Annotated in this window: 20 protein-coding genes and 3 pseudogenes; 14 read left to right on the top strand and 9 right to left on the bottom strand. The window is 42.6% G+C overall.

Annotation, left to right across the window (positions count from 1 at the left end; translation table 11 throughout):
* Positions 1 to 81: 81 nt before the first annotated feature.
* A complete protein-coding gene (locus IM456_RS13740) occupies positions 82 to 1,494 on the top strand; it encodes a slr1306 family protein (RefSeq protein WP_149985590.1) in 1,413 nt (470 codons plus the stop codon).
* A gap of 9 nt (positions 1,495 to 1,503) precedes the next feature.
* Here the strand turns inward: IM456_RS13740 and IM456_RS13735 are convergent, their stop codons facing one another.
* Positions 1,504 to 1,890 carry a C6orf136 family protein gene (locus tag IM456_RS13735; RefSeq protein WP_287692718.1) on the bottom strand — a complete coding sequence of 129 codons (387 nt, stop codon included), beginning with the start codon at positions 1,888 to 1,890 and terminating at the stop codon, positions 1,504 to 1,506.
* Positions 1,891 to 2,056: 166 nt separating this feature from the next.
* On the bottom strand, positions 2,057 to 3,397 hold the full coding sequence (gene miaB, locus IM456_RS13730; protein WP_287692720.1) for a tRNA (N6-isopentenyl adenosine(37)-C2)-methylthiotransferase MiaB: 1,341 nt from the start codon (positions 3,395 to 3,397) through the stop codon (positions 2,057 to 2,059).
* Between the two features lie 311 nt (positions 3,398 to 3,708).
* Here miaB and IM456_RS13725 point away from each other — a divergent pair, with 311 nt between their 5' ends.
* The 10 genes from IM456_RS13725 to IM456_RS13680 all read left to right on the top strand — a co-directional run bounded on the left by IM456_RS13725 (position 3,709) and on the right by IM456_RS13680 (position 12,113).
* Complete coding sequence (locus tag IM456_RS13725) at positions 3,709 to 3,993, top strand: Nif11-like leader peptide family natural product precursor (protein ID WP_149985588.1); 285 nt, start codon at positions 3,709 to 3,711, stop codon at positions 3,991 to 3,993.
* Positions 3,994 to 4,869: 876 nt separating this feature from the next.
* A complete protein-coding gene (locus IM456_RS13720) occupies positions 4,870 to 5,181 on the top strand; it encodes a carbon dioxide-concentrating mechanism protein CcmK (RefSeq protein WP_002734613.1) in 312 nt (103 codons plus the stop codon).
* A 66-nt stretch (positions 5,182 to 5,247) separates the two neighbouring features.
* Complete coding sequence (locus IM456_RS13715) at positions 5,248 to 5,589, top strand: carbon dioxide-concentrating mechanism protein CcmK (protein ID WP_002733426.1); 342 nt, start codon at positions 5,248 to 5,250, stop codon at positions 5,587 to 5,589.
* Positions 5,590 to 5,621: 32 nt separating this feature from the next.
* Positions 5,622 to 5,933: a beta-carboxysome shell vertex protein CcmL gene (gene ccmL, locus IM456_RS13710; RefSeq protein WP_002759323.1), complete on the top strand. Its 312-nt coding sequence runs from the start codon at positions 5,622 to 5,624 to the stop codon at positions 5,931 to 5,933.
* Between the two features lie 70 nt (positions 5,934 to 6,003).
* The gene (locus tag IM456_RS13705; RefSeq protein WP_287692722.1) at positions 6,004 to 7,962 is read left to right on the top strand and encodes a RuBisCO small subunit-like domain-containing protein; all 1,959 of its coding nucleotides are present in this window, start codon (positions 6,004 to 6,006) and stop codon (positions 7,960 to 7,962) included.
* Positions 7,963 to 8,093: 131 nt separating this feature from the next.
* On the top strand, positions 8,094 to 8,756 hold the full coding sequence (gene ccmN, locus IM456_RS13700) for a beta-carboxysome scaffolding protein CcmN (RefSeq protein ID WP_287692723.1): 663 nt from the start codon (positions 8,094 to 8,096) through the stop codon (positions 8,754 to 8,756).
* Between the two features lie 551 nt (positions 8,757 to 9,307).
* Positions 9,308 to 10,723 carry a form I ribulose bisphosphate carboxylase large subunit gene (locus IM456_RS13695; RefSeq protein WP_002753365.1) on the top strand — a complete coding sequence of 472 codons (1,416 nt, stop codon included), beginning with the start codon at positions 9,308 to 9,310 and terminating at the stop codon, positions 10,721 to 10,723.
* Between the two features lie 130 nt (positions 10,724 to 10,853).
* Positions 10,854 to 11,252, top strand: coding sequence for a RuBisCO chaperone RbcX (gene rcbX / locus IM456_RS13690; RefSeq protein ID WP_002732424.1), 399 nt, complete (start codon positions 10,854 to 10,856; stop codon positions 11,250 to 11,252).
* A 15-nt stretch (positions 11,253 to 11,267) separates the two neighbouring features.
* Complete coding sequence (locus IM456_RS13685) at positions 11,268 to 11,603, top strand: ribulose bisphosphate carboxylase small subunit (RefSeq protein WP_002741682.1); 336 nt, start codon at positions 11,268 to 11,270, stop codon at positions 11,601 to 11,603.
* 327 nt (positions 11,604 to 11,930) lie between these two features.
* Positions 11,931 to 12,113 (top strand): AAA family ATPase, encoded by a 183-nt coding sequence (locus IM456_RS13680; protein ID WP_012267295.1) that lies wholly within the window; start codon positions 11,931 to 11,933, stop codon positions 12,111 to 12,113.
* Here the strand turns inward: IM456_RS13680 and IM456_RS13675 are convergent.
* From IM456_RS13675 to IM456_RS13665, 3 pseudogenes are all read right to left on the bottom strand, one after another.
* Positions 12,099 to 12,374: pseudogene (locus IM456_RS13675) on the bottom strand (transposase family protein); the annotation flags it as partial. The gene IM456_RS13680 and the pseudogene IM456_RS13675 overlap by 15 nt on opposite strands.
* Before the next feature lie 166 nt (positions 12,375 to 12,540).
* Positions 12,541 to 12,848: pseudogene (locus IM456_RS13670) on the bottom strand (DUF4926 domain-containing protein).
* Positions 12,845 to 13,195, bottom strand: a pseudogene (locus tag IM456_RS13665) (DUF6883 domain-containing protein). Before IM456_RS13665 ends, IM456_RS13670 begins: the two co-directional pseudogenes overlap by 4 nt.
* Before the next feature lie 730 nt (positions 13,196 to 13,925).
* Between IM456_RS13665 and IM456_RS13660 the strand changes: the two are divergent.
* Both IM456_RS13660 and IM456_RS13655 read left to right on the top strand, forming a co-directional pair.
* Entirely contained in the window at positions 13,926 to 15,242 is a 1,317-nt protein-coding gene (locus tag IM456_RS13660) for an AAA family ATPase (protein WP_287692725.1), read from the top strand.
* On the top strand, positions 15,242 to 15,709 hold the full coding sequence (locus tag IM456_RS13655; RefSeq protein WP_149985584.1) for a hypothetical protein: 468 nt from the start codon (positions 15,242 to 15,244) through the stop codon (positions 15,707 to 15,709). The genes IM456_RS13660 and IM456_RS13655 overlap by 1 nt, the downstream gene beginning before the upstream one ends.
* A gap of 399 nt (positions 15,710 to 16,108) precedes the next feature.
* Here the strand turns inward: IM456_RS13655 and IM456_RS13650 are convergent, their stop codons facing one another.
* From IM456_RS13650 to IM456_RS13635, 4 genes are all read right to left on the bottom strand, one after another.
* Entirely contained in the window at positions 16,109 to 16,609 is a 501-nt protein-coding gene (locus IM456_RS13650; RefSeq protein WP_190359810.1) for a helix-turn-helix domain-containing protein, read from the bottom strand.
* 234 nt (positions 16,610 to 16,843) lie between these two features.
* Entirely contained in the window at positions 16,844 to 17,194 is a 351-nt protein-coding gene (locus IM456_RS13645; protein WP_004162509.1) for a HepT-like ribonuclease domain-containing protein, read from the bottom strand.
* Complete coding sequence (locus tag IM456_RS13640) at positions 17,184 to 17,474, bottom strand: nucleotidyltransferase family protein (RefSeq protein WP_002757283.1); 291 nt, start codon at positions 17,472 to 17,474, stop codon at positions 17,184 to 17,186. The genes IM456_RS13645 and IM456_RS13640 overlap by 11 nt, the downstream gene beginning before the upstream one ends.
* A 145-nt stretch (positions 17,475 to 17,619) precedes the next feature.
* Positions 17,620 to 18,108, bottom strand: coding sequence for a helix-turn-helix domain-containing protein (locus IM456_RS13635; protein WP_287693062.1), 489 nt, complete (start codon positions 18,106 to 18,108; stop codon positions 17,620 to 17,622).
* Positions 18,109 to 18,325: 217 nt separating this feature from the next.
* Between IM456_RS13635 and IM456_RS13630 the strand changes: the two genes are divergently transcribed.
* Positions 18,326 to 19,468: a PEP-CTERM sorting domain-containing protein gene (locus tag IM456_RS13630; RefSeq protein WP_242030257.1), complete on the top strand. Its 1,143-nt coding sequence runs from the start codon at positions 18,326 to 18,328 to the stop codon at positions 19,466 to 19,468.
* Positions 19,469 to 20,057 lie beyond the last annotated feature (589 nt).

Here is a 20,057-nt window from a genome sequence, read left to right as displayed (position 1 = left end):
TCGGCTAAAAAGTTGAGTTTGGGATGAAATCCAGCACAAAAAAGCTAGAATAATCACAGCAGTTGGCGAGGATGAGGAAAAATGACGGTAAGATTGGGTAAACCGATTTTAGTGACGGGGATAGGCATTACCATCGCTTTCACCCTGGGGGAAACTCTCAATAGTACACTGAGCGAAATCGGTTCATGGGGTATTTTCGGTGCGATTGCTCTTGGTGCTGGTATCTGGTTTTGGCAAAAACCCAACTCGAAAACCGATTTTTCCCCCCCCACTCCCCTGAGTCTAGAAAAGGTTAAACAAGCGATTAGCAAGGCCGAGAAGATAATTAATTATCTGGCCAAAGAAGACCCCAATCAAGACTTAACCCCACTCAAAACCACTTTAACCCAATTAAATCAAGAATTTAGTCGCCAAGACCTGAAAATTGCCATTACCGGTGCTAGAAAAACCGGTAAAACTGCCTTAAAAAAACTACTAGAAAGCGGCAACTTTGGAGAATCTATCGCTTTTCTGGAAACGGAACCCCTTCTGACTCTCGACTGCACCGCTAACCAGAAAAAAGACCTAGCAGCCGACTTAGTTTTGTATCTGATCAATGGGGATTTAAGCGATTCCGAATGGCAAATCCTCCAGCAATTCGATCGAATGCACCAGCGTGTTATCCTGTTACTCAATAAACAGGATCGTTTACCCGCCGAAACCAGAGAAGAAATTCTCCTTTCCCTGAAACAAAGACTGAAAGAAACTATTCCTGCTCATCATATTTTAGCCATAGCCGCTGCCCCTGAACCCCTAAAAGTTCGTCAACATCAAAGCAATGGGGAAATCAAGGAATGGACGGAACCCCAAACGGTAGTTATCGATCCTTTAGATAATAATCTCCGAAAAATTATCGAACAAGAAAAGCAAGAATTAGTTCTCGGAACTATCTGGCGACAAGCGATAGAATTAGCAAAGGAAACCAAACAATTACTCAATCAATCCCGACGCAAAAAGGCTTTACCTGTTATCGAACAATACCAATGGATAGCCGCTACTGCCACTTTTGCTAATCCTCTCGCGGCCTTAGATTTAGTTTTAGCGGCAGCCACTAACGCTCAAATGTTAGTGGATTTAGGGGCAATTTATCAACAAAAAATGTCCCTTGAACAAGCAAAAACAGCCATGACTACCCTAGGGAAGATGATGGTACAATTAGGCATGGTAGAAGTGACAACCCAGGCATTAGGAACGATTCTCAAGGGAAATGCGATTACTTATATCGCCGGTGGTACAGTGCAGGGAATTGGGGCAGCCTATCTAACTCGTTTAGCTGGTTTAAGTTTAGTTGAATATTTCCAAGAACAGGAAATTAACGAGCAACTGAATAATGATTGGAATTGGACGAGTTTGCAGAATAAAGTTAAACAGGTCTGGGAACAAAATCAGCGCCTAGCATTTTTACAGGATTTTGTCAAGCAAACGAGCGCTCGTTGGTCGGCATTTTCTGGTTAAAAAATGTAGTTAAGAACGGGGAAAAGGTAAATGCTGACGCAGCACATCCCAGCGCGAACAATCCCAATAATCGATATGAGAAATAATCAGATTATTGTCATCGAGAGTTAATTCGCTGCGTCCAGAAATAGCGATACGAGGCCGCCAAGGTAAAGGAGTTGTCCAGTGCAATGTCCAACGGGTATTAATAATATTTCCCTGCTGTTCAATTGCGTGGACATCCATCTTGATAGCTTGGAACCATTGACTCATAAAACCAATCATTTCCCGATAGCGTTTAATCCCCCGAAATTGATTGAGAGGGTCTTGAAAATAAACGTTATCAGCATAAATATCATAGGTTTGATCGAGGGGAAATCTTTGATAATCTTGCTGCAAAATAGCGATAATATCCATAAAGTAAGTAATTAGTTATAATTAAATTGAAGATAGATTTTGCCTTTGATCCCCCCTGCCCCCCTTGATAAGGGGGGTATCTGACAATTTTTAACAGCTACCTACTTGGCCAATTATTCCCGATAGCTATTGCCTTTTTTCACTGCTGAGGGGTCACTGTTAACTATTAAAAGATCACTCCCGTCAAACTAAAGGGACGCACTTCGGTAATTTTAACCTTAACAAATTTGCCTCGCAATTCCTCAATATTTCCCGTAAAGAAAGTTAAGCGATTGCCTCTAGTTCTTCCCATAACTTGACCAGCATCTTTAGGGTTAACGTCTTCCACTAAAATTTCCTCAATTCTGCCTAAATATCTTTGGGAACGTTCAGCGGCTTTTGTGGCCACTAAATGATTTAATCTTTGTAAGCGATCGCTTTTTACCTGCTCACTTAATTGATCATCCCAAATAGCGGCAGGAGTACCGGGACGGGGAGAATAGGCCGCCGTATTTAATTGATCAAAACCAATCTCATCGACTAATTTTAAAGTATTCTCGAACTGTGCCTCTGTTTCTCCGGGGAATCCGACAATCGCATCGGCACTAATGGCAGCATCCGGCATTAAATCGCGAATATTAGCAATAATTTGTCGGTATTTTTCCTGAGTATAGCCCCGTTTCATGGTCTTGAGGATATCATTATCCCCCGATTGAAAAGGGATATGAAAATGTTCACAAACTTTAGGTAATTCCTGACAAGCTTTAATCAAACGTTCGGTAAAATAGCGGGGGTGACTGGTGGCAAAACGGAGACGTTCAATGCCGGCCACATCGTGAACGTAGTAGAGTAAATCGGTAAAATTGTGCAGATGTCGGCCGCTTGCCGTCACTCCGGGTAAATCCCGTCCGTAGGCATCGATATTTTGACCTAAAAGGGTGATTTCTTGATAACCCTGTTGTCCTAATTGTGCCATTTCTGCTCGAATTGCCGCAGGAGTGCGAGATTGTTCCACCCCGCGCACCCCCGGAACCACACAATAGGTACAGCGTTCATTGCAACCATAGATGACGTTCACCCAAGCGGTAATATTACTATCCCGGCGCGGTTTGGTGATATCTTCCATGATGTGGATGGGTTCGGTGGCCACCACCTGGGAACCGTCAAAAACTTGTTGTAATAAGTCTCCCAAACGGTTTGCGTGTTGGGGACCGATAATTAAATCCACTTCGGGAACCCGTCTTAATAATTGTTCCCCTTCCTGTTGGGCCACGCAGCCAGCGACAATTAAAGTAAGATCGGGTTGAGTTTGTTTGCGTTTAGCCTGTCTGCCGAGATAGGAATACACCTTCTGTTCGGCATTATCGCGAATTGTACAGGTATTGTAGAGGATTAAATCGGCTTCGTTGGCATCCTCGGACCATTGAAACCCCAAATCTTCTAAAATACCCGCCATGCGTTCGGAGTCAGCTTTATTCATCTGACAACCAAAGGTGGTGATATGGTAACGACGTGGGGACTTATTCATGATGCTGGCTACAGAAACAAGAGTGCAGGTTTCTATTTTAGGCTATTTATCCTCTGACTTGAAAGAGGGTCTAGGGTGTGGGGTGTGGGGTGTGGGGTGTGGGGTCTAGGGAAAGAAACCTCTTTCATCTTCCCACTTCCCACTCCTCAGAATTAGACCTAAAGCATACTCAGCCATACAAGCAAAGAAAAACGAAACTTTTGCTTTGAGGATATCTCCTGACTGGTAGGATAAAAATAAACCATAACTAGGCAGTTTAACCTCCACGCCGCCGAGGCCACACCTTTAATCATCAAAGGAAAAGTATTTATATGTCTAAAAATCAAGTGTTCGATTTCTTCGCCTTAGCCGCTAAAAACGAAGAATTAGGTCAAAAAATGCGCTCAACCCAAGATCCTCAGCAGTTACTAGAGATAGCTCGCTCCCAAGGCTTCGATTTCTCCCTTTCTGAATTAGAAGCGGCACTCAAATCCTTGCACGAGAGTCCCGACTTTTTCCAAAAGTTAGCTCATGCAGTGTTAGAAGTTTTCAGTCCTAACCACGATAATTATCCCTCGATCGGTGTCCAACCCTACGAAGGTGAGATCGATCGCTAGAATCAGTGATCAGTGATCAGATGTGAGTTTTCAGTTCACTGATTACTGATCACCGAAAAAGACTCCCCTTCTCCCCTAGTGCTGATTCATTCTCCGAATCTAATTCTTTTTTTTGCTACCTTTAATCGCTTATGAGGTAGGCTAGGGAGCAGGGGAGTACAGGTTTTTGCTCTCATAGTAGGTTGATTCATGAATCAACTCTCATAGTAGGTTGATTCATGAATCAACCTACAAAGCGCGACGTTTTGAAAAATTTTCAGATATGTATTTCGGAGAAATCGACTAAAAACGTTGCCAGATAAGGAGTTGAGAGAATGACATAAGAGAGAATGAAACGACCCTACCCCTCTCCCCCACCCCCGCCGTATATAGTATAAAAAAATTATAAAAAAGCCGAAATCAGGGAAAATAGGCTTTTATCTGCCAATAAATCCAGCAGAGACAAGCAAGCCGACAAGGGGGAAGCTAAAGCGGAAATCGGCTCATAGCAAAGGTTTTAGCTGTAAATCTCCTGAGAATTGCTGAGGCTGATGGGCGAAGTAAAGGAATGATTAACTTTCGTTAACCTGAAGATGAGAAATAATCATAATGTTTTATATTGTCAAAGGTGTCATAGTTTCCTATGCTTTTTTTAGGTTGATAATTTTGCCTGACTCGTCAAATTTTTACCAACCGGCCCTAGAAAATAAAATTAGTGGATGAAAACGGTCACGATCGAGATAAAATTCAGGATGGTCTTACCCACCTTGCCACGATCCCGACTGCCACCAGAGCTAGAGCAGGAAAAGTAACAAGGAAAGAATTTGACTGAAACAAAATTGATAACGCTAACGAGATTAATAGTTTAGTTTGGCTTGACAAGCGAGGAACAAAAAAATGCCAATTGCAGTAGGAATGATTGAAACCCTAGGATTTCCCGCCGTTGTGGAAGCGGCCGATGCCATGGTCAAAGCCGCCAGGGTGACTCTAGTGGGTTACGAAAAGATCGGTAGTGGTCGCGTCACTGTCATCGTCCGGGGAGACGTTTCAGAAGTGCAAGCTTCTGTGGCCGCTGGAGTGGAAAACGCCAACCGGGTTAACGGAGGACAAGTGCTATCTACCCATATCATCGCTCGTCCCCACGAAAACCTCGAATACGTGCTGCCCATTCGCTACACCGAAGAAGTAGAGCAATTCCGCAGCTATTAAACACCGTTGATCGGGGTCAGCATCTATAGAGTCGAAGAAAGCCAACCATTAGGAGACAAAAATATTATGTCAATTGCAGTGGGCATGGTGGAAACCTTGGGTTTCCCGGCCGTCGTCGAGGCGGCTGATGCCATGGTGAAAGCCGCCCGCGTAACCCTAGTAGGTTACGAAAAAATTGGTAGTGGTCGCGTCACCGTCATCGTCCGGGGGGACGTTTCGGAAGTACAGGCCTCCGTATCGGCGGGGACAGAAGCGGCATCTAATCGTGTTAAGGGTGGTCAAGTCCTCTCGACCCACATCATCGCCCGTCCCCACGAAAACCTCGAATACGTTCTTCCCATCCGTTATACAGAAGCCGTGGAACAGTTTCGTGAAAGTGTTAACCCGCAACCTTTAAGACGAATCTAGAGCGCAACTAACTTTTAGTGTAAACAAATTCCATGCAAATTGCCAAAGTTTGCGGCACCGTCGTTAGCTCCCTGAAACCGCGCAGTATGACGGGAGTGAAACTTCTGCTTTTGCAATTCATCGACGCGCAAGGGCAACTTTTGCCTAAATACGAAGTAGCGGGTGATATTGTCGGAGCGGGGATTAATGAATGGGTGCTAGTGTCCCGGGGAGGAGCCGCCCGTATCGAAGACGGACAGAACAATCGCCCCCTTGACGCGATGGTGGTGGGGATTATTGACACTATAACCGTAGAAAATCGCACCCTCTACAGCAAGAGGGACGAATTTCGTCAATCCGGTTAAACATCGATAGGACCCAAACACAGTTAAGTAACAACCAGCCAGCCAAATTCAGTATGGAGGAAGACTAACTATGGTCGTCCGCACAACGGCGGCTAGTCCGAAAAAGCGGACCAAATCCCCAGAGGAAACGCACATAGACGAGAGTGCCAAAGTCCACACCTTCTCTAACCTCAGTGGCGCTATCGAGATCGGGGCGCGAGTGGTGATTGCTCCGGGGACTTCCATCCGCGCCGATGAAGGAACCCCCTTTCACATTGGCGACGACAGCAAAATTCAGGACGGAGCAATCATCCACGGTTTAGAAAAAAGCCGTGTGGTGGGAGATGACGGCCGAGAATATTCGGTGTGGATCGGCCGGGGCAGCTGTATCACCCACATGGCACTCATTCACGGGCCTGCCTATGTGGGCGATCGCTGTTTTATCGGTTTTCGCTCCACCGTCTTTAATGCCCGCATTGGTGCCGATTGCATCGTCATGATGCACGCCCTCGTTCAAGACGTGGAAATCCCCGCCGGGAAATTCGTGCCATCCGGTTCCGTGATCACCAGCCAACAACAGGCTGATCGCTTACCCGATGTCACAGAAATCGATCGAGCCTTCACCCGTCACATTGTCGATATCGACCTCGCCTCCAGCGTCCCGGTCAAAGCCCACAGCCCAGCGACTCCTCCACCGGCAGCCGCTATAAACATCGCTAATGAGACGCTATATAGAAATTCGGTGACACCTATGAGTTTAAATACAAACATTCGAGCGCAGGTTCGCTCCCTCCTCTCCCAAGGCTACAAGATCGGCATCGAATACGCTGACAAACGCCGCTTTAAAACCAGTTCTTGGTTAAGTGCCGGCTTTATCGACGGCGGCCGCGAAGAACAGGTATCCCAATCCCTAGAAGCCTCCCTGAGAGACCTGCAAGGCGAATACGTCCGCCTGATCGGAGTCGATCCCGCCGCTAAACGGCGCATACTGGAAATGATTATCCAACGCCCCGAAGACACCCCGGGAGAACCGGCCCGCACCACCACCGCCGTCCACGGCGGTCATGGCAACGGTAACGGCCATTCCGACCTGTCGGTACAAGTGCGTTCCCTGCTGGCCCAAGGACTGAAAATCGCCACCGAACACGCGGATAAACGCCGTTTTAAAACCAGTTCTTGGTTAACCGGACCTGCGATCGAAACCAAGAGCGAAGCGGGCATCATTCGCGATATTGAAGCGATCGTGACTGAAAATAGCGATGAGTACGTCCGCCTGATCGGGATCGACCCGCAAGCGAAAAAACGCGTCGTCGAAATGATTATTCACCGCCCCGGCAGCGCCCCCGCTAGTAACGGCAGCGGCAAAGCCAGCAGCTACAGCGCCCCCGCTAGTAACGGAGCCAGTTATAGCAGCAGTGGTAGCTTAAGTGGGGAAACGATCGCTCAAATTCGTTCCCTGCTCGCTCAAGGCTACAAAATCGGCACCGAACACGCGGATAAACGCCGGTTTAAAACCAGTTCTTGGCAGAGTTGCGCCCCGATCGAAAGCAATCGCGAATCCGATGTAATTACTGCTTTGGAAGATTGTTTACGGGAACATAGCGGCGAATACGTCCGCTTACTCGGTATCGATGCTAAAGCCAAAAAACGGGTTTTAGAAACAGTGATCCAGCGCCCCGATGGTTCGGTGAGTAGTAATGGCAGCAGTAAAACCGCCACCGTTGCCGAACCGAGTTTCAAAAGCTCTGCTTCCGGTTCCTCCGGCGGCGGTACTGCCACTTTAACCAGTACCTTAACGGCGGAAACGATCGCTCAGATTCGTTCTTTATTGAACCAAGGTCACAAAATTGGCAGTGAACACGCGGATAAACGTCGTTTTAAAACCGGTTCTTGGCAAAGCTGCACCCCGATCGATAGCAGTCGCGAATCCGATGTGGTGGCCGCTTTAGAAACCTGTCTGCGCGACCATCAAGGGGAATACGTTCGTCTGATCGGGATTGACTCCCAAGCGAAACGTCGTGTTCTCGAATCGATTATTCAACGCCCTTAATTTCAGGACTCGGCGATCGGTGAACGGAGATAGGTGTTAGGTGTTGGCGGATCGGGAAAAATACCGGAAACTCTAACCCCTACCCCCTAACCCCCGGTCACTGATCACTGATCACTGAGTGACTGTCAATTATGTCCTTACCCCCCGTTCAACCTATTAGCCGCTCGGAATTCTATGTCAATGGTGATGTAACCATTGATGAGAGTGCGATCGTGGCTCCGGGGGTGATTCTCCGAGCAGCCCCCAATAGCCAAATAATTATCGGTGCGGGTGCTTGCCTGGGTATGGGAACGATTTTAACCGCCTATCAGGGTGTTATTGCTATCGGTGCAGGAGCAATTTTAGGTACAGGTGTTCTCGTCGTCGGTCGGGGTGAAATCGGTGAAAATGCCTGTATCGGGTCAACCACAACGATTTTTAATGCTTCTGTGGCAGCGATGTCGATCGTGCCGTCCGGTTCCCTGATCGGAGATACTTCCCGTCAAATTACCATCGAGGTGTCAGCGACCCCATCGGAACCGGAAAGACCCCCTTTACCGGAACCGCAACCCGTAGTCAGTCAAGTGTCCCCAGTGCCGTCCGTGGAGGAAGTGGTCGCTGAAACCGTGGCCAGTCCTTGGGATAGCGAGGAAATGGTCGCCGAGGCCAGTCCTCCGGAAACCAGAGAACAAGCATCTACTACTAACCGACCGAATCAAGCATCGGTGGTCGGAAAGGTCTATATCAATCAGTTATTGGTCACGCTATTTCCAGAACGTCATCGTTTTAATGGCAACAATAACCATAATTCTTGAAGGGGAAAATAATCGTTCACAAGCCAAAAATCTCAACAATAATTACTGAGTAATTAGACCTAATTTATCTAGAGTTCACTGCTGTCTAACTGTCCTCTAGGTACTGGGTATAATTGCTTAGAAATCCAGTTAATATTTAGCGATTGCCGACAATTTTTTGAGGTTGTAATTATTGATAATCTTCCTCAATTAAAGAGTAGTTTTAATCGCTCAAAGCCTGATGAGCAGAAGTTTCTGCGTGTCAATCAGGTAAATTTTTGTTGATTTTTTTGTGTTTTTGTAGAGATTGTCAAAGTTAGATGACGACAGATTAAAGAAACTAATCCCCCCGAGAAAAAAAAACAATCAAAATTTTAGAGATAGGGAAAAAAAATGATCAGAATAGGATAAAGTTCATGTTAAGATGATCAGTTGAAAAAAACATTAGTGAAAATTGCTCCCTAACTTCGCTCCTGGCAGCAGGGGAAAGGAGCTTAAGAAAAATCTATGTCGGTTGACGGCGAGATTTTACAGGTGCGACTAATCATGCAGTTTATGGAGGAATAATCCCAATGGTGCAAGCCAAATCCAAAGGTTTCCAGGCCGGCGTAAAAGACTACCGCCTGACCTACTACACCCCCGACTACACCCCCAAAGATACCGATCTACTAGCTTGCTTCCGGGTGACACCCCAACCCGGAGTTCCTCCGGAAGAAGCAGGTGCGGCAGTAGCGGCGGAATCTTCCACAGGTACCTGGACCACCGTTTGGACCGATAACTTAACCGACCTCGATCGCTATAAAGGTCGTTGTTATGATATCGAACCCGTACCCAACGAAGATAACCAGTTCTTCTGTTTCGTTGCCTATCCTTTAGATCTATTTGAAGAAGGTTCCGTCACCAACATCCTCACCTCGATCGTTGGTAACGTTTTCGGGTTCAAAGCTCTACGCGGTCTCCGTTTAGAAGATATCCGTTTCCCCGTCGCTTTAATCAAAACCTTCCAAGGTCCTCCCCACGGTATCACCGTTGAACGGGACAAATTAAACAAATACGGTCGCCCCCTACTCGGTTGCACCATCAAACCCAAACTCGGCCTTTCCGCTAAAAACTACGGTCGTGCCGTTTATGAATGTCTCCGCGGTGGTTTAGACTTCACCAAAGACGACGAAAATATTAACTCTCAACCCTTCATGCGTTGGCGCGATCGTTTCCTCTTTGTCCAAGAGGCGATCGTTAAATCCCAAGCAGAAACCAACGAAGTTAAAGGACATTACCTAAACGTAACCGCTCCTACCTGCGAGCAGATGATGCAACGGGCTGAATTCGCTGCCGAAATCAAAACCCCGATCATCATGCACGACTACCTCACCGGTGGTTTCACCGCTAACACCACCCTGGCGAAATTCTGCCGCGACAAAGGGTTACTGCTCCACATTCACCGGGCAATGCACGCGGTTATCGACCGTCAGAAAAATCATGGTATCCACTTCCGCGTTTTAGCTAAGTGCTTACGTCTCTCTGGTGGTGATCACCTGCACTCGGGAACCGTTGTCGGTAAACTCGAAGGTGAACGCGGCATCACGATGGGTTTTGTTGACCTAATGCGTGAAGACTATGTAGAAGAAGATCGCGCTCGTGGTATTTTCTTCACCCAAGACTACGCTTCCTTACCCGGGGTAATGCCGGTTGCTTCCGGTGGTATCCACGTTTGGCATATGCCGGCGCTGGTGGAAATCTTCGGTGACGATTCCTGCTTACAGTTCGGTGGTGGAACCCTTGGCCACCCCTGGGGTAACGCACCGGGTGCTACCGCTAACCGTGTGGCTCTGGAAGCTTGTATCCAAGCTCGTAACGAAGGACGCTCCTTGGCCCGCGAAGGTAACGACGTTATCCGGGAAGCTTGCCGTTGGAGTCCTGAACTGGCTGCCGCTTGCGAACTCTGGAAAGAAATCAAATTCGAGTTCGAGGCTATGGATACCCTCTAATACAGCCCTTCAGAAGGTTGTTAGCAGTTATCGGTGGAAAATAATGCCGGGGACTTGCCCAAAATCGGCAAGCAGTCGCTAGAATTTCAACACTGATAACTGTCTAGCCAATAACTGAAAACTGTATAAAATGTATCCGAAAAAAGTTGTTCAAGATACCGCGAAAGTCTTACAAAGTTACCTAACTTACCAAGCGGTTCGCACGATTATCGATCAATTGTCAGAAACTAATCCGACTTTAGCTATTTGGCTGAGTCACTATACTTCTAGCCATTCCATTCAGGATGGCGAGGCCTATATTGCGGGGTTGATGACTGAGAATAAAGAGTTAGTTTTGCGGATCATGACGGTAAGAGAACATCTAGCCGAACAGGTTTTAGAGTTCTTGCCAGAGATGGTAAAAACGGGAATTATTAATGACAATACCGAACATCGTCGGCAACTTTTGGAACGTCTCACCCGTACTGCTATAAGTCAACCAGAGACATCGGAATTAAATCTCGATGTTGATGATCTACCCAACCCATAAGGAATCAAGAAACCCATGAAAACTTTACCTAAAGAGAAGCGTTACGAAACTCTTTCCTACTTGCCCCCCCTCACCGATCAACAAATTGCTAAACAAATTCAATACATGATCGATCAGGGTTATATTCCTGCTGTGGAATTTGAAAAAGACCCCAAACCCGCAGATTATCATTGGACGATGTGGAAACTGCCTTTATTCTCTGTTTCTGGTCCCCAAGAAGTTCTTAATGAAGTTCGCGAGTGCCGCACTGAATATTCTGATTGCTACATCCGCGTTATCGCTTTTGACAACATCAAACAATGTCAAACCATGAGCTTTATTGTTCATAAACCCAATGCCGGCCGCTACTAATTTGGCTGTCATCTAATTATTAACTTTTGAGGGGGGTTCTTAGACCTCCCTTTTTTTTGATAGAAAACGGGTTTCTTCAAGAAACCCGTTTTCTGCGCGTAAAGATCGCTTAAATCTTGGCCCGATTCTACCACCGCTGCCAAAACGTATAAAGCTGATAAGGAGGTGCAAAATCAGTTCATAAGATTTTTCGTACAACCCACGCTTTATCTTGGAGGTGCTACACTGGGTCTAGCTGGGCTAGGTTGTGCCGTAGCTGGAATGAAGAATCTGATAAAACCCTAATCCCCTTACTTTAGATGTTTTTAAATACCTTAATTTAAAAGTATGTTAACATCCCTGACTCTTCGGAATTTCAAAAGCTATCAGGAGGCAACCTTGTCTCTAGCAGCCATCACCTTTTTAATCGGTGCTAATGCGTCAGGGAAAAGTAATGCACTAGAAGCAATTCGCTTACTTTCGTGGTTAGCAAAAGGCAGCAGGTTAGATGACATTGGCGACAAAATCTAACTCTTTGCTAAAGGGTTTCTGACAATTAACGTACTTAAATTGACGACGATTAACTTGTAGGTACACTGGTTAGCCTGAGAGCGGTAAATCTTTGACTAAATGTCGATGATTTTGGTGTAGTTTATCGCTCTCTAACCCACAACGAGGACAGGTTGCTTTTTTATTTTTTGATTCAATTCGTCAAACTATACCGATATTTTCTAGGTGTCGATAGCCTTGAATAGAGGTTCCTTTTAGGTTCAAAAATTTGTCAACTATCATAGGTAAAATACTCTCGTTTTTGGCGATTATATCAAATCTTAACTCTATTGTCTATCTTTGTGGCCTTAACTTGTTTGTGCCTTAAGTCCTTCCCTATATGAATTTTAGCTTTTATTTTAAGTTAATTATTTGCATAACAATTCTGGAATAGCCTATTTTTCCGATTTTATTGATACAAAGAGCGGGTGAAATCTAAAACTTTTTGTTGCTTTTTTTGGGTAATTTATCGATTAAAGCTGTTAGCTTTTCTGTTAAAGATAACCAAGTTTTGCTCTGAGCTTTCCAGATGACAATAAATTGCTGCATTGGGAGAGAACAAAGGGCTATAGTTTCCCCTAGATTATTACTAAATTCAATTTCGTAACAACCATCATTGTAGTCTTCAACAATTGTCCCTTGTTCTCCCATTATTAAGTTATGTTCAGGCAAGTCAACTAATAATTCCACGAGGTCAAATAATTCTGGTTTAATCATGGTCTTTTTCTCACATATAAAGTTACTAATTTAGCTGTATCACTATCAGGCTCAACAATCCATCCAGTCCTCACTATTTCTTGTTGCCCTGGTTCAATTCCTGTAATTTATAGGTCAACTTGATAGCGTTTGCCATGTCGATCTGTACTTTTATAAACAGCTTTTGCTTCAAGGGATTTGTTAGCGATTTGTTGTAGAAGTGGCTCATAATTATCTTGAGTATATCCTAAGTGGCGTTGAAACATGATGGCTTTATTTAATCCTTTTGGATTGTCTAAATTGAGAGCATATTGGGTTAATTTTCTAGAATCTATTTTGACTTTGTTGACAATATCTTTTAATTTCATTGGAATTAAGACGATTATTAATTTTGACTTTGCCTCTAGTTTCATATTTCATAAGGGAGCATCTCACCTTTGCAATAAGTAGAAATGCTTAATGAGATCAATAAAAAAGTTAAAAAAGGCAACCATTTAGCTCTGGACTTTACCCGTACAAAAATACTAGCTATGGCTAAAAGTCTTACAGAGCCTGAGTTAAAGCCATATAATACCAATGAGCTACTGAACACAAAATCCTGAAGTCTTTACGCAGATAGGGTTTGAGGCAAAAATTTTCAAATTTGACCTTTCGACCATTATAGCTTGTTTCGGGGCAGAAAACCAGCAAAAACATGGCTACAGAGGGAATCGCTTACTCTAGAGATTAATGACATCATCTGTGATCATAAGGTTAGCGATCACTATAAAGCCAACTCCACAGAATCGCTCTACTCTAGATACAGTCAACGGTACAGCCATTTTCAAGGGGAAAATGTACCCAGTAGCGTCTTTTCAATTTTTTCTGAGAAGCGACCTGCAGTAAGGGTAAGGGTTCCGCCCTAATGCCAATAAACAGCGATCTTATCTCCCCAAGCCTAGATTATACTGTTCGGATATGCCCTGCCCTACAGTTTGAGTTTTCAAGCTTATGGGTGCTAGTTTTCGGTACTTGTTAGAGTCTATAAGCTGCGCTGGTATTGGAACTTTTAGTACAAATGCTCAAACTGCACCAGTCAAGATTTAATGGGTGAAAAGTATGTTAACATCGCTGACTCTTCGGAATTTTAAAAGCTATCAGGAGGCAACCTTGTCTCTAGCACCCATCACCTTTTTAATCGGTGCTAATGCGTCAGGAAAAAGTAATGCACTAGAAGCAATTCGCTTACTTTCGTGGTTAGCGAAAGGCAGTAGGTTAGATGACATTGAACGCAACATTCAAAGCGGGAATGCAATTGCTCGTGGACAAGCGATCGATCTTTTCGGTGCAGAAAAACAGTATTTTACCTTGGGAACACACATTGATAACGCTCCTGACGGTTGGACTGATTTCGAGATTGAAATTGGGCTATTATCAGACCAACTTATTATAATCGGAGAAAGTGTCAGTAAAGCTAGTAAAGATCAGGAATTAACACTTTACAAAATTGATGGCGATCCCAACTCACACACCGATGAAATTAGTGTGACGTATAACAATTTTAATAAAGGTGGTAAAAAGCCCCACATACCTTGCTCTAACCGACAAGCTATTTTTTATCAATTGGAAACTCCCAGTCGGTTCCAGCAAAATCATACTCAATCACAAAAAATTATTCCAGCAGTTACTAAAGTAATTCGAGAAACCTTGAGAAATATTGTCTTTCTTGATCCTCGTCCAGCAGTAATGCGGGATTATGCTTACGCTAAATATGATGATATTAAAGAAGATGGCTCTAACCTTTCTAGTGTTCTTTACGCAGTTTGTCAGCAGGGAGAGACTCAAAAAAACAAGTTGCTTGACTTCATTCGTTCATTACCAGAACAGGATATTACCGATATTCGCTTTATCATTACAGACCGCAAGGATGTTATGGTGAAACTAATAGAGTCTTTTGGGAACAAAGAACATCAGATAGATGCTCCTTTGTTGTCTGATGGTACTCTGAGAGTTTTAGCGATTGCTGCAACTCTACTAAGTGTAAATCCTGGAACTTTCGTAATTATTGAAGAGATCGATAATGGTGTTCATCCCAGTCGTGCAGATAATTTAGTTAAGCAAATTCGGGAGATCGCCTTAGAAAGAAAACTGAGGGTACTGATCACCTCCCATAACCCGGCGTTATTAGATGCAGTACCCGATAGTGATATTGGAAATGTACTTTGTTGTTACCGAGATCCGCAAGCAGGAGATAGTCGTATTGTCCGATTAGCTGATTTAGAGCGTTTCCCCGAATTAATTGTGCAGGGAACTCTTGGTCAGTTGATGACTAAACAAGTATTAGATAAGTTCTTAAAGGATAAGTCCACAGCAGAACAACGTCAACAAAACGCGCTAAGTTGGTTAGAGCAATTAAAACAGGGAGAAGTAGCCTGATGGGAGCTATTTGTCTGATCGATACTTCGATCTTTTTAGAGATACTTAATGTACCCCACAAAGCGAGTCAATCTGAGTTAATATTTCAAGAGTTAAAAGAGAAAATTGAAGCTGGAGAATCTCTTTTTTTGCCAATGGCGACCATTCTGGAAACTGGCAATCATATTGCCAAGGCCAAAAAGGTAGATGGCAATCAGCGACGTACTTGTGCAGAAAAATTTGTAAATCAGGTAACACAAGCTCTTGAAGGAAAATCTCCCTTCACCCCTATTAATTTTCTAAAGAAAGAAGACCTGCAAGGATGGTTAAAAGAGTTTCCTGATGAAGCGATGGGAGGTAGGGGACTGGGAGACCTTTCTATCATTCATGATTGGCAAAGAATTTGTGATCAAAATCCAGTCCGCCGCGTCTATATATGGTCTTTGGACAATCACCTTAACAGTTACGATCAGCCACCGAAGTTATGAGTAATTGACTACGGATTTAGTTTTAATAGTCGATTTGTAGTTTAAGAGGTGGAGATTTAATTAGGGCTGGCTGAATAAATCTAAAAACCTTGTTGGATAAGACTTTTAGACCTTTTTGGAAATCAAAAAGTACCGAACCTGGGAGTGAGCGGGGGGAAAATTCAGGGACTTTTTCCCTGAAAATTAGGTAATTGACCACCTCAAAATCGGTAAAACCCCACACCCCACACCCCACACCCTGCCCCCACGAAAAACTTTTTCAGCAAACCCTAATTAGAGATTAGCGAAGCTTAATCCACCGAAAAACATAATCCACTAAATCGCGACAATTCGTCAGGATAACCATTAAGCGGTGCGTCAACGATAGCTTAACACCCTCTACCACTGTCAACCTAACTTCTAATTAGGTTGCTTAGGTTTTTCAAGTTGCTCTTTAACTAATTCTAAGGGAAGTTTTAACACTCTAGCAATTTGTTCGACGGTTAAGCCTTCTTTCATCAATTCTGTAGCGATTTCGAGTTTAGATTCTTCAGCAAGATTAGATTTTTGTAATTGATTTTCTGGTAGTTGATTACAGATATGACCTTTATTAATTTGTACGGGATTTATTACATTAAAGTTATGAGAGACATTATAATAATATCTTCGCAGACTAGACCTAAGATTGGCTTTATTAACTTCTTCTCCTAAAATTTCCGATAAGGTTTTCCATAGCTTACCGGCTACATCCTTGACATATTTCTCGGAACGATGATGATTTTTAGCGATTTCTGTATATTTTTGGTGGTTAATCACCCCTTCTAAGATTTCAGACTGAACATCATCTAAATTTTCTCCTGTATAGGAGAAGATGAGATTATCAACAGTTGTAATTAAAGAGTGAATATCAAAATTGTTCATTTTTAAACACAGAATCAAGATTAATAAGCTTTTACCTGACATTATATGACATTATCAGGTGTGCGGTCAATTTAATATTATTTTTAGATTTAAGTTATTTTTCTTAATACTGCTTTATATACCCTTAAAACGCTCTCATTCCCTCGAAAAAGAACCCAGTAACGTCGGTTAAATTGCCTTTTTTTTATAACTCATTCCCCCTTAATTGAATAAGTTGAGGGGGATTTTTATAGATTAATTTTCGGCTTCATTTTCTAAAATTTCCTGTAATTGTGAACGCAATGGAGTTAGATTATTTTCAATCGTCCGCCAAGCAATTGCCAATTCTACCCGAAAATATTCATGAAAAATGACATTTCGCATATCTCCCATTAAACGCCAAGGAATTTGAGAATAACGCAATTGTACCTCACTAGGAATATTTCTAGATGCCTCACCAATAATTCCTAAATTATAAAGAACTGCTTTAAGAGTCACTCGATTTGAGCTAAAATCTTCAAAGGTCATATTAGCCGTCCATTCCAAGATTTCATCAATGGATTCAATAATATCTTGAAGACGAAGTTGCCAATCTCTAAAAGGCATTAATCACATCCTTTAATACAGGTTGTCGTAAATGTTCTTTTAAAGAATCTTGAGTACCTAAATCAACAGAACATCCTAATATATCTTCTAAGTAAAGTCGTACCTCGATAAACTCAAATAACCCTACCGCTTTACTAAATTCTACCAATAAATCTACATCACTGTCAAAACGTGCTTCATCCCTTGCTACTGAACCAAATAGAGACAGAGATTTTACCCCTAGTTTTTCTAATTGTTCTCGGTGTTTTGCGAGAATTGTTAGTACCTCATCTCGTTTCATGGCTATTTCCTGAAATCTGATTCTTTCATTGTAACCTTAATGGTTGTCTCGTTGATATTGGCTCTCATGATGAAGTTTATTAAAATAGAAATTATTATTGAACTTAGAAATGCTCTGCCAGTGCCAAATACCACCATTAATTAGGTTACTTAGGTTTTTCAAGTTGCTCTTTAACTAATTCTAAGGGAAGTTTTAATACTCTAGCAATTTGTTCTACGGTTAAGCCTTCTTTCATCAATTCTGTAGCGATTTCGAGTTTATATTCTTCTTCTGGATCAAATTTTTGTAATTGATTTTCTGGTAGTTGATTACAGATATGACCTTTATTAATTTGGACACCGTTAACGACATTATTGTTAGCGACATTATAATAATACCTTCGCAGACTAGACCTAAGATTAGCTTTATTAATTTCTTCTCCTAAAATTTCCGATAAGGTTTTCCATAGCTTACCGGCTACATCCTTGACATATTTCTCGGAACGATGATGATTTTTAGCGATTTCTGTGTATTTTTGGTGATTAATCACCCCTTCTAAGATTTCAGACTGAACATCATCTAAATTCTCTCCTGTATAGGAGAAGATGAGATTATCAACAGTTGTAATTAAAGAGTGAATATCAAAATTGTTCATTGTTAAACACAGAATCAAGATTAATAAGCTTTTACCTGACATTATATGACATTATAAGGTGTACGGTCAATTTAATATTATTTTTAGATTTAAGTTATTTGTCTTAATACTGCTTTATATAGCTTTATATAACTTTAAAAGCCTTGAAAGAAAATTTTAGGGTTAGTAAGCTTGGGTGGACGTTCAATCATTTACTACAAGCTGAGGAGTATTTATCATGTTGTTAAATCTAATCCAAAAAGGACTTTACTTATCAAGTCTTTTTGCTGTATCCCTTTTCTTGCCTATCAAAGCGGTGGGACAAATTACTGGTATTACCTTTAATCAAGCCAACTTTGATCTTGATAGTGATATTACTACTAATTCTAATTGGGGTCAAACTGATTTATCTTTTATTGGTAGTTCAGATTTTCAGTATTTTAACCTTGTAGTAAACGGGAATTGGCTAATTCAAGATGATCCTCTTTTAAGTATAGAAGGTTCTGGTATTTCACAGACACTAACTTTCAATTTTGATTTAGGAAATACAATTGGTAATGATGTTTCTTCTCTTGATTATATAGCCTCTTTGACAAGCACACCTTTAGGTATGCAACCTTCAGGAACACCATTAACATCTTCAGTAGGAGATGTTGATATCATAACAGGAGGATGTTTATCTGGTATAGCTCCACTTCCTCTTACAGTTCCTCAACCAATTATAGGTGGAACGCCAGTAAACTGGGCTTATCATCCAGGAATGGTTAATCAAGATGTTGGGAAGAATGAATGTGCGCCGGGGGCATTTTCTAACAGTCTAAAATGGCTAGATATAGAAAACAAAATACCTGAAACTTTAAAAAGTATTGAAGGTCTTAAACAGATTTTGATGACTACACCAGATGGGACTGCTGTACCTGCTTGGTCAAAAAAACGTGATGCTCTCAAAGATTATGTCACCACTAAATATTTTGGACCTGGTGATGGTCTGTTTATCATGAATGATGCAAACATTATTGATCAGATAATTGCTGAAATAAAACATGGTGAAGATGTTGAAATTTGGGGTGAAGGCCATGCTGCTGTTTTAACCTGTGTCATCAAGTTTGCTGACGGAAGAGCGCAACTTTGTATAACCCACGATACAAAACAAGGAATGCCAGGGGGTACTATTACTGAAAAAGCAATTTATAATCCCATAACGGGTCAATTTGACACTGCTGCTACGTTTATGCCTGTAGGATCGACAATTCGAGGATTTATTTCAGAGTCAAAAATTCCGGAACCTTCAACAGTAACGGGTTTGTTAGGTCTTGGAATACTTGGTGCAGGTGCAACCTTAAAACGCAAAGTAAAACGCTCTCATTCAACCGAAAAATAACCCACTAACGTTGGTTAAATTGCTTTTTTATATAACTCATTCCCCCTTAATTGAATAAGTTGAGGGGGATTATTTGTTAGGTTTAGGCTTTGCACCATAATGGTTGATAATTAAGATGAGGTCTTAAAATGGAACAGCAAACCCTAAGAGGGACTTGGGGATGGCTGTGTCCTCAACTTGCCTACGCATTTGAAAAGTCCCCACTATAAATCTTAGGGAGACTTAGACAATTTAGCTGATGGAAAATAGCTGATGCACTTGCGCTAGGGTTTTCGTATCTTGAAAAAACCGTTTTTTGTCTAAGTTCTAAGGGAGTTATACTAGCGCACTTTGCCCCCTAAAAGCTATCATCTTGAAAGGGGGCATTTAAGAAGTATAGTGAGCGACTCTTTTCTAGGTACAGTTCATGCTGAATAAATTAATAGTTAAAAATTTGACGGTTTTTCCCGGGAGCATCTCACCTTTGCAATGAGCATAAATACTTAGTGGAAAAATAGGCTTTTCGAGGGTAATTCTTGTTTTAATTCTCCATGTACGCAGTCTTTAAAAGCCTCTATTTCGTTCCAAGACACGATTAAGAGTGGCTTTT

The sequence above is a fragment of the Microcystis sp. M079S1 genome (assembly GCF_020246425.1).
GTDB classification, from domain to species: Bacteria; Cyanobacteriota; Cyanobacteriia; order Cyanobacteriales; family Microcystaceae; genus Microcystis; species Microcystis aeruginosa.
The sequence above is the reverse complement of the archived record's forward strand: the minus strand, read 5'-3'. Positions and strand labels throughout refer to the sequence as shown.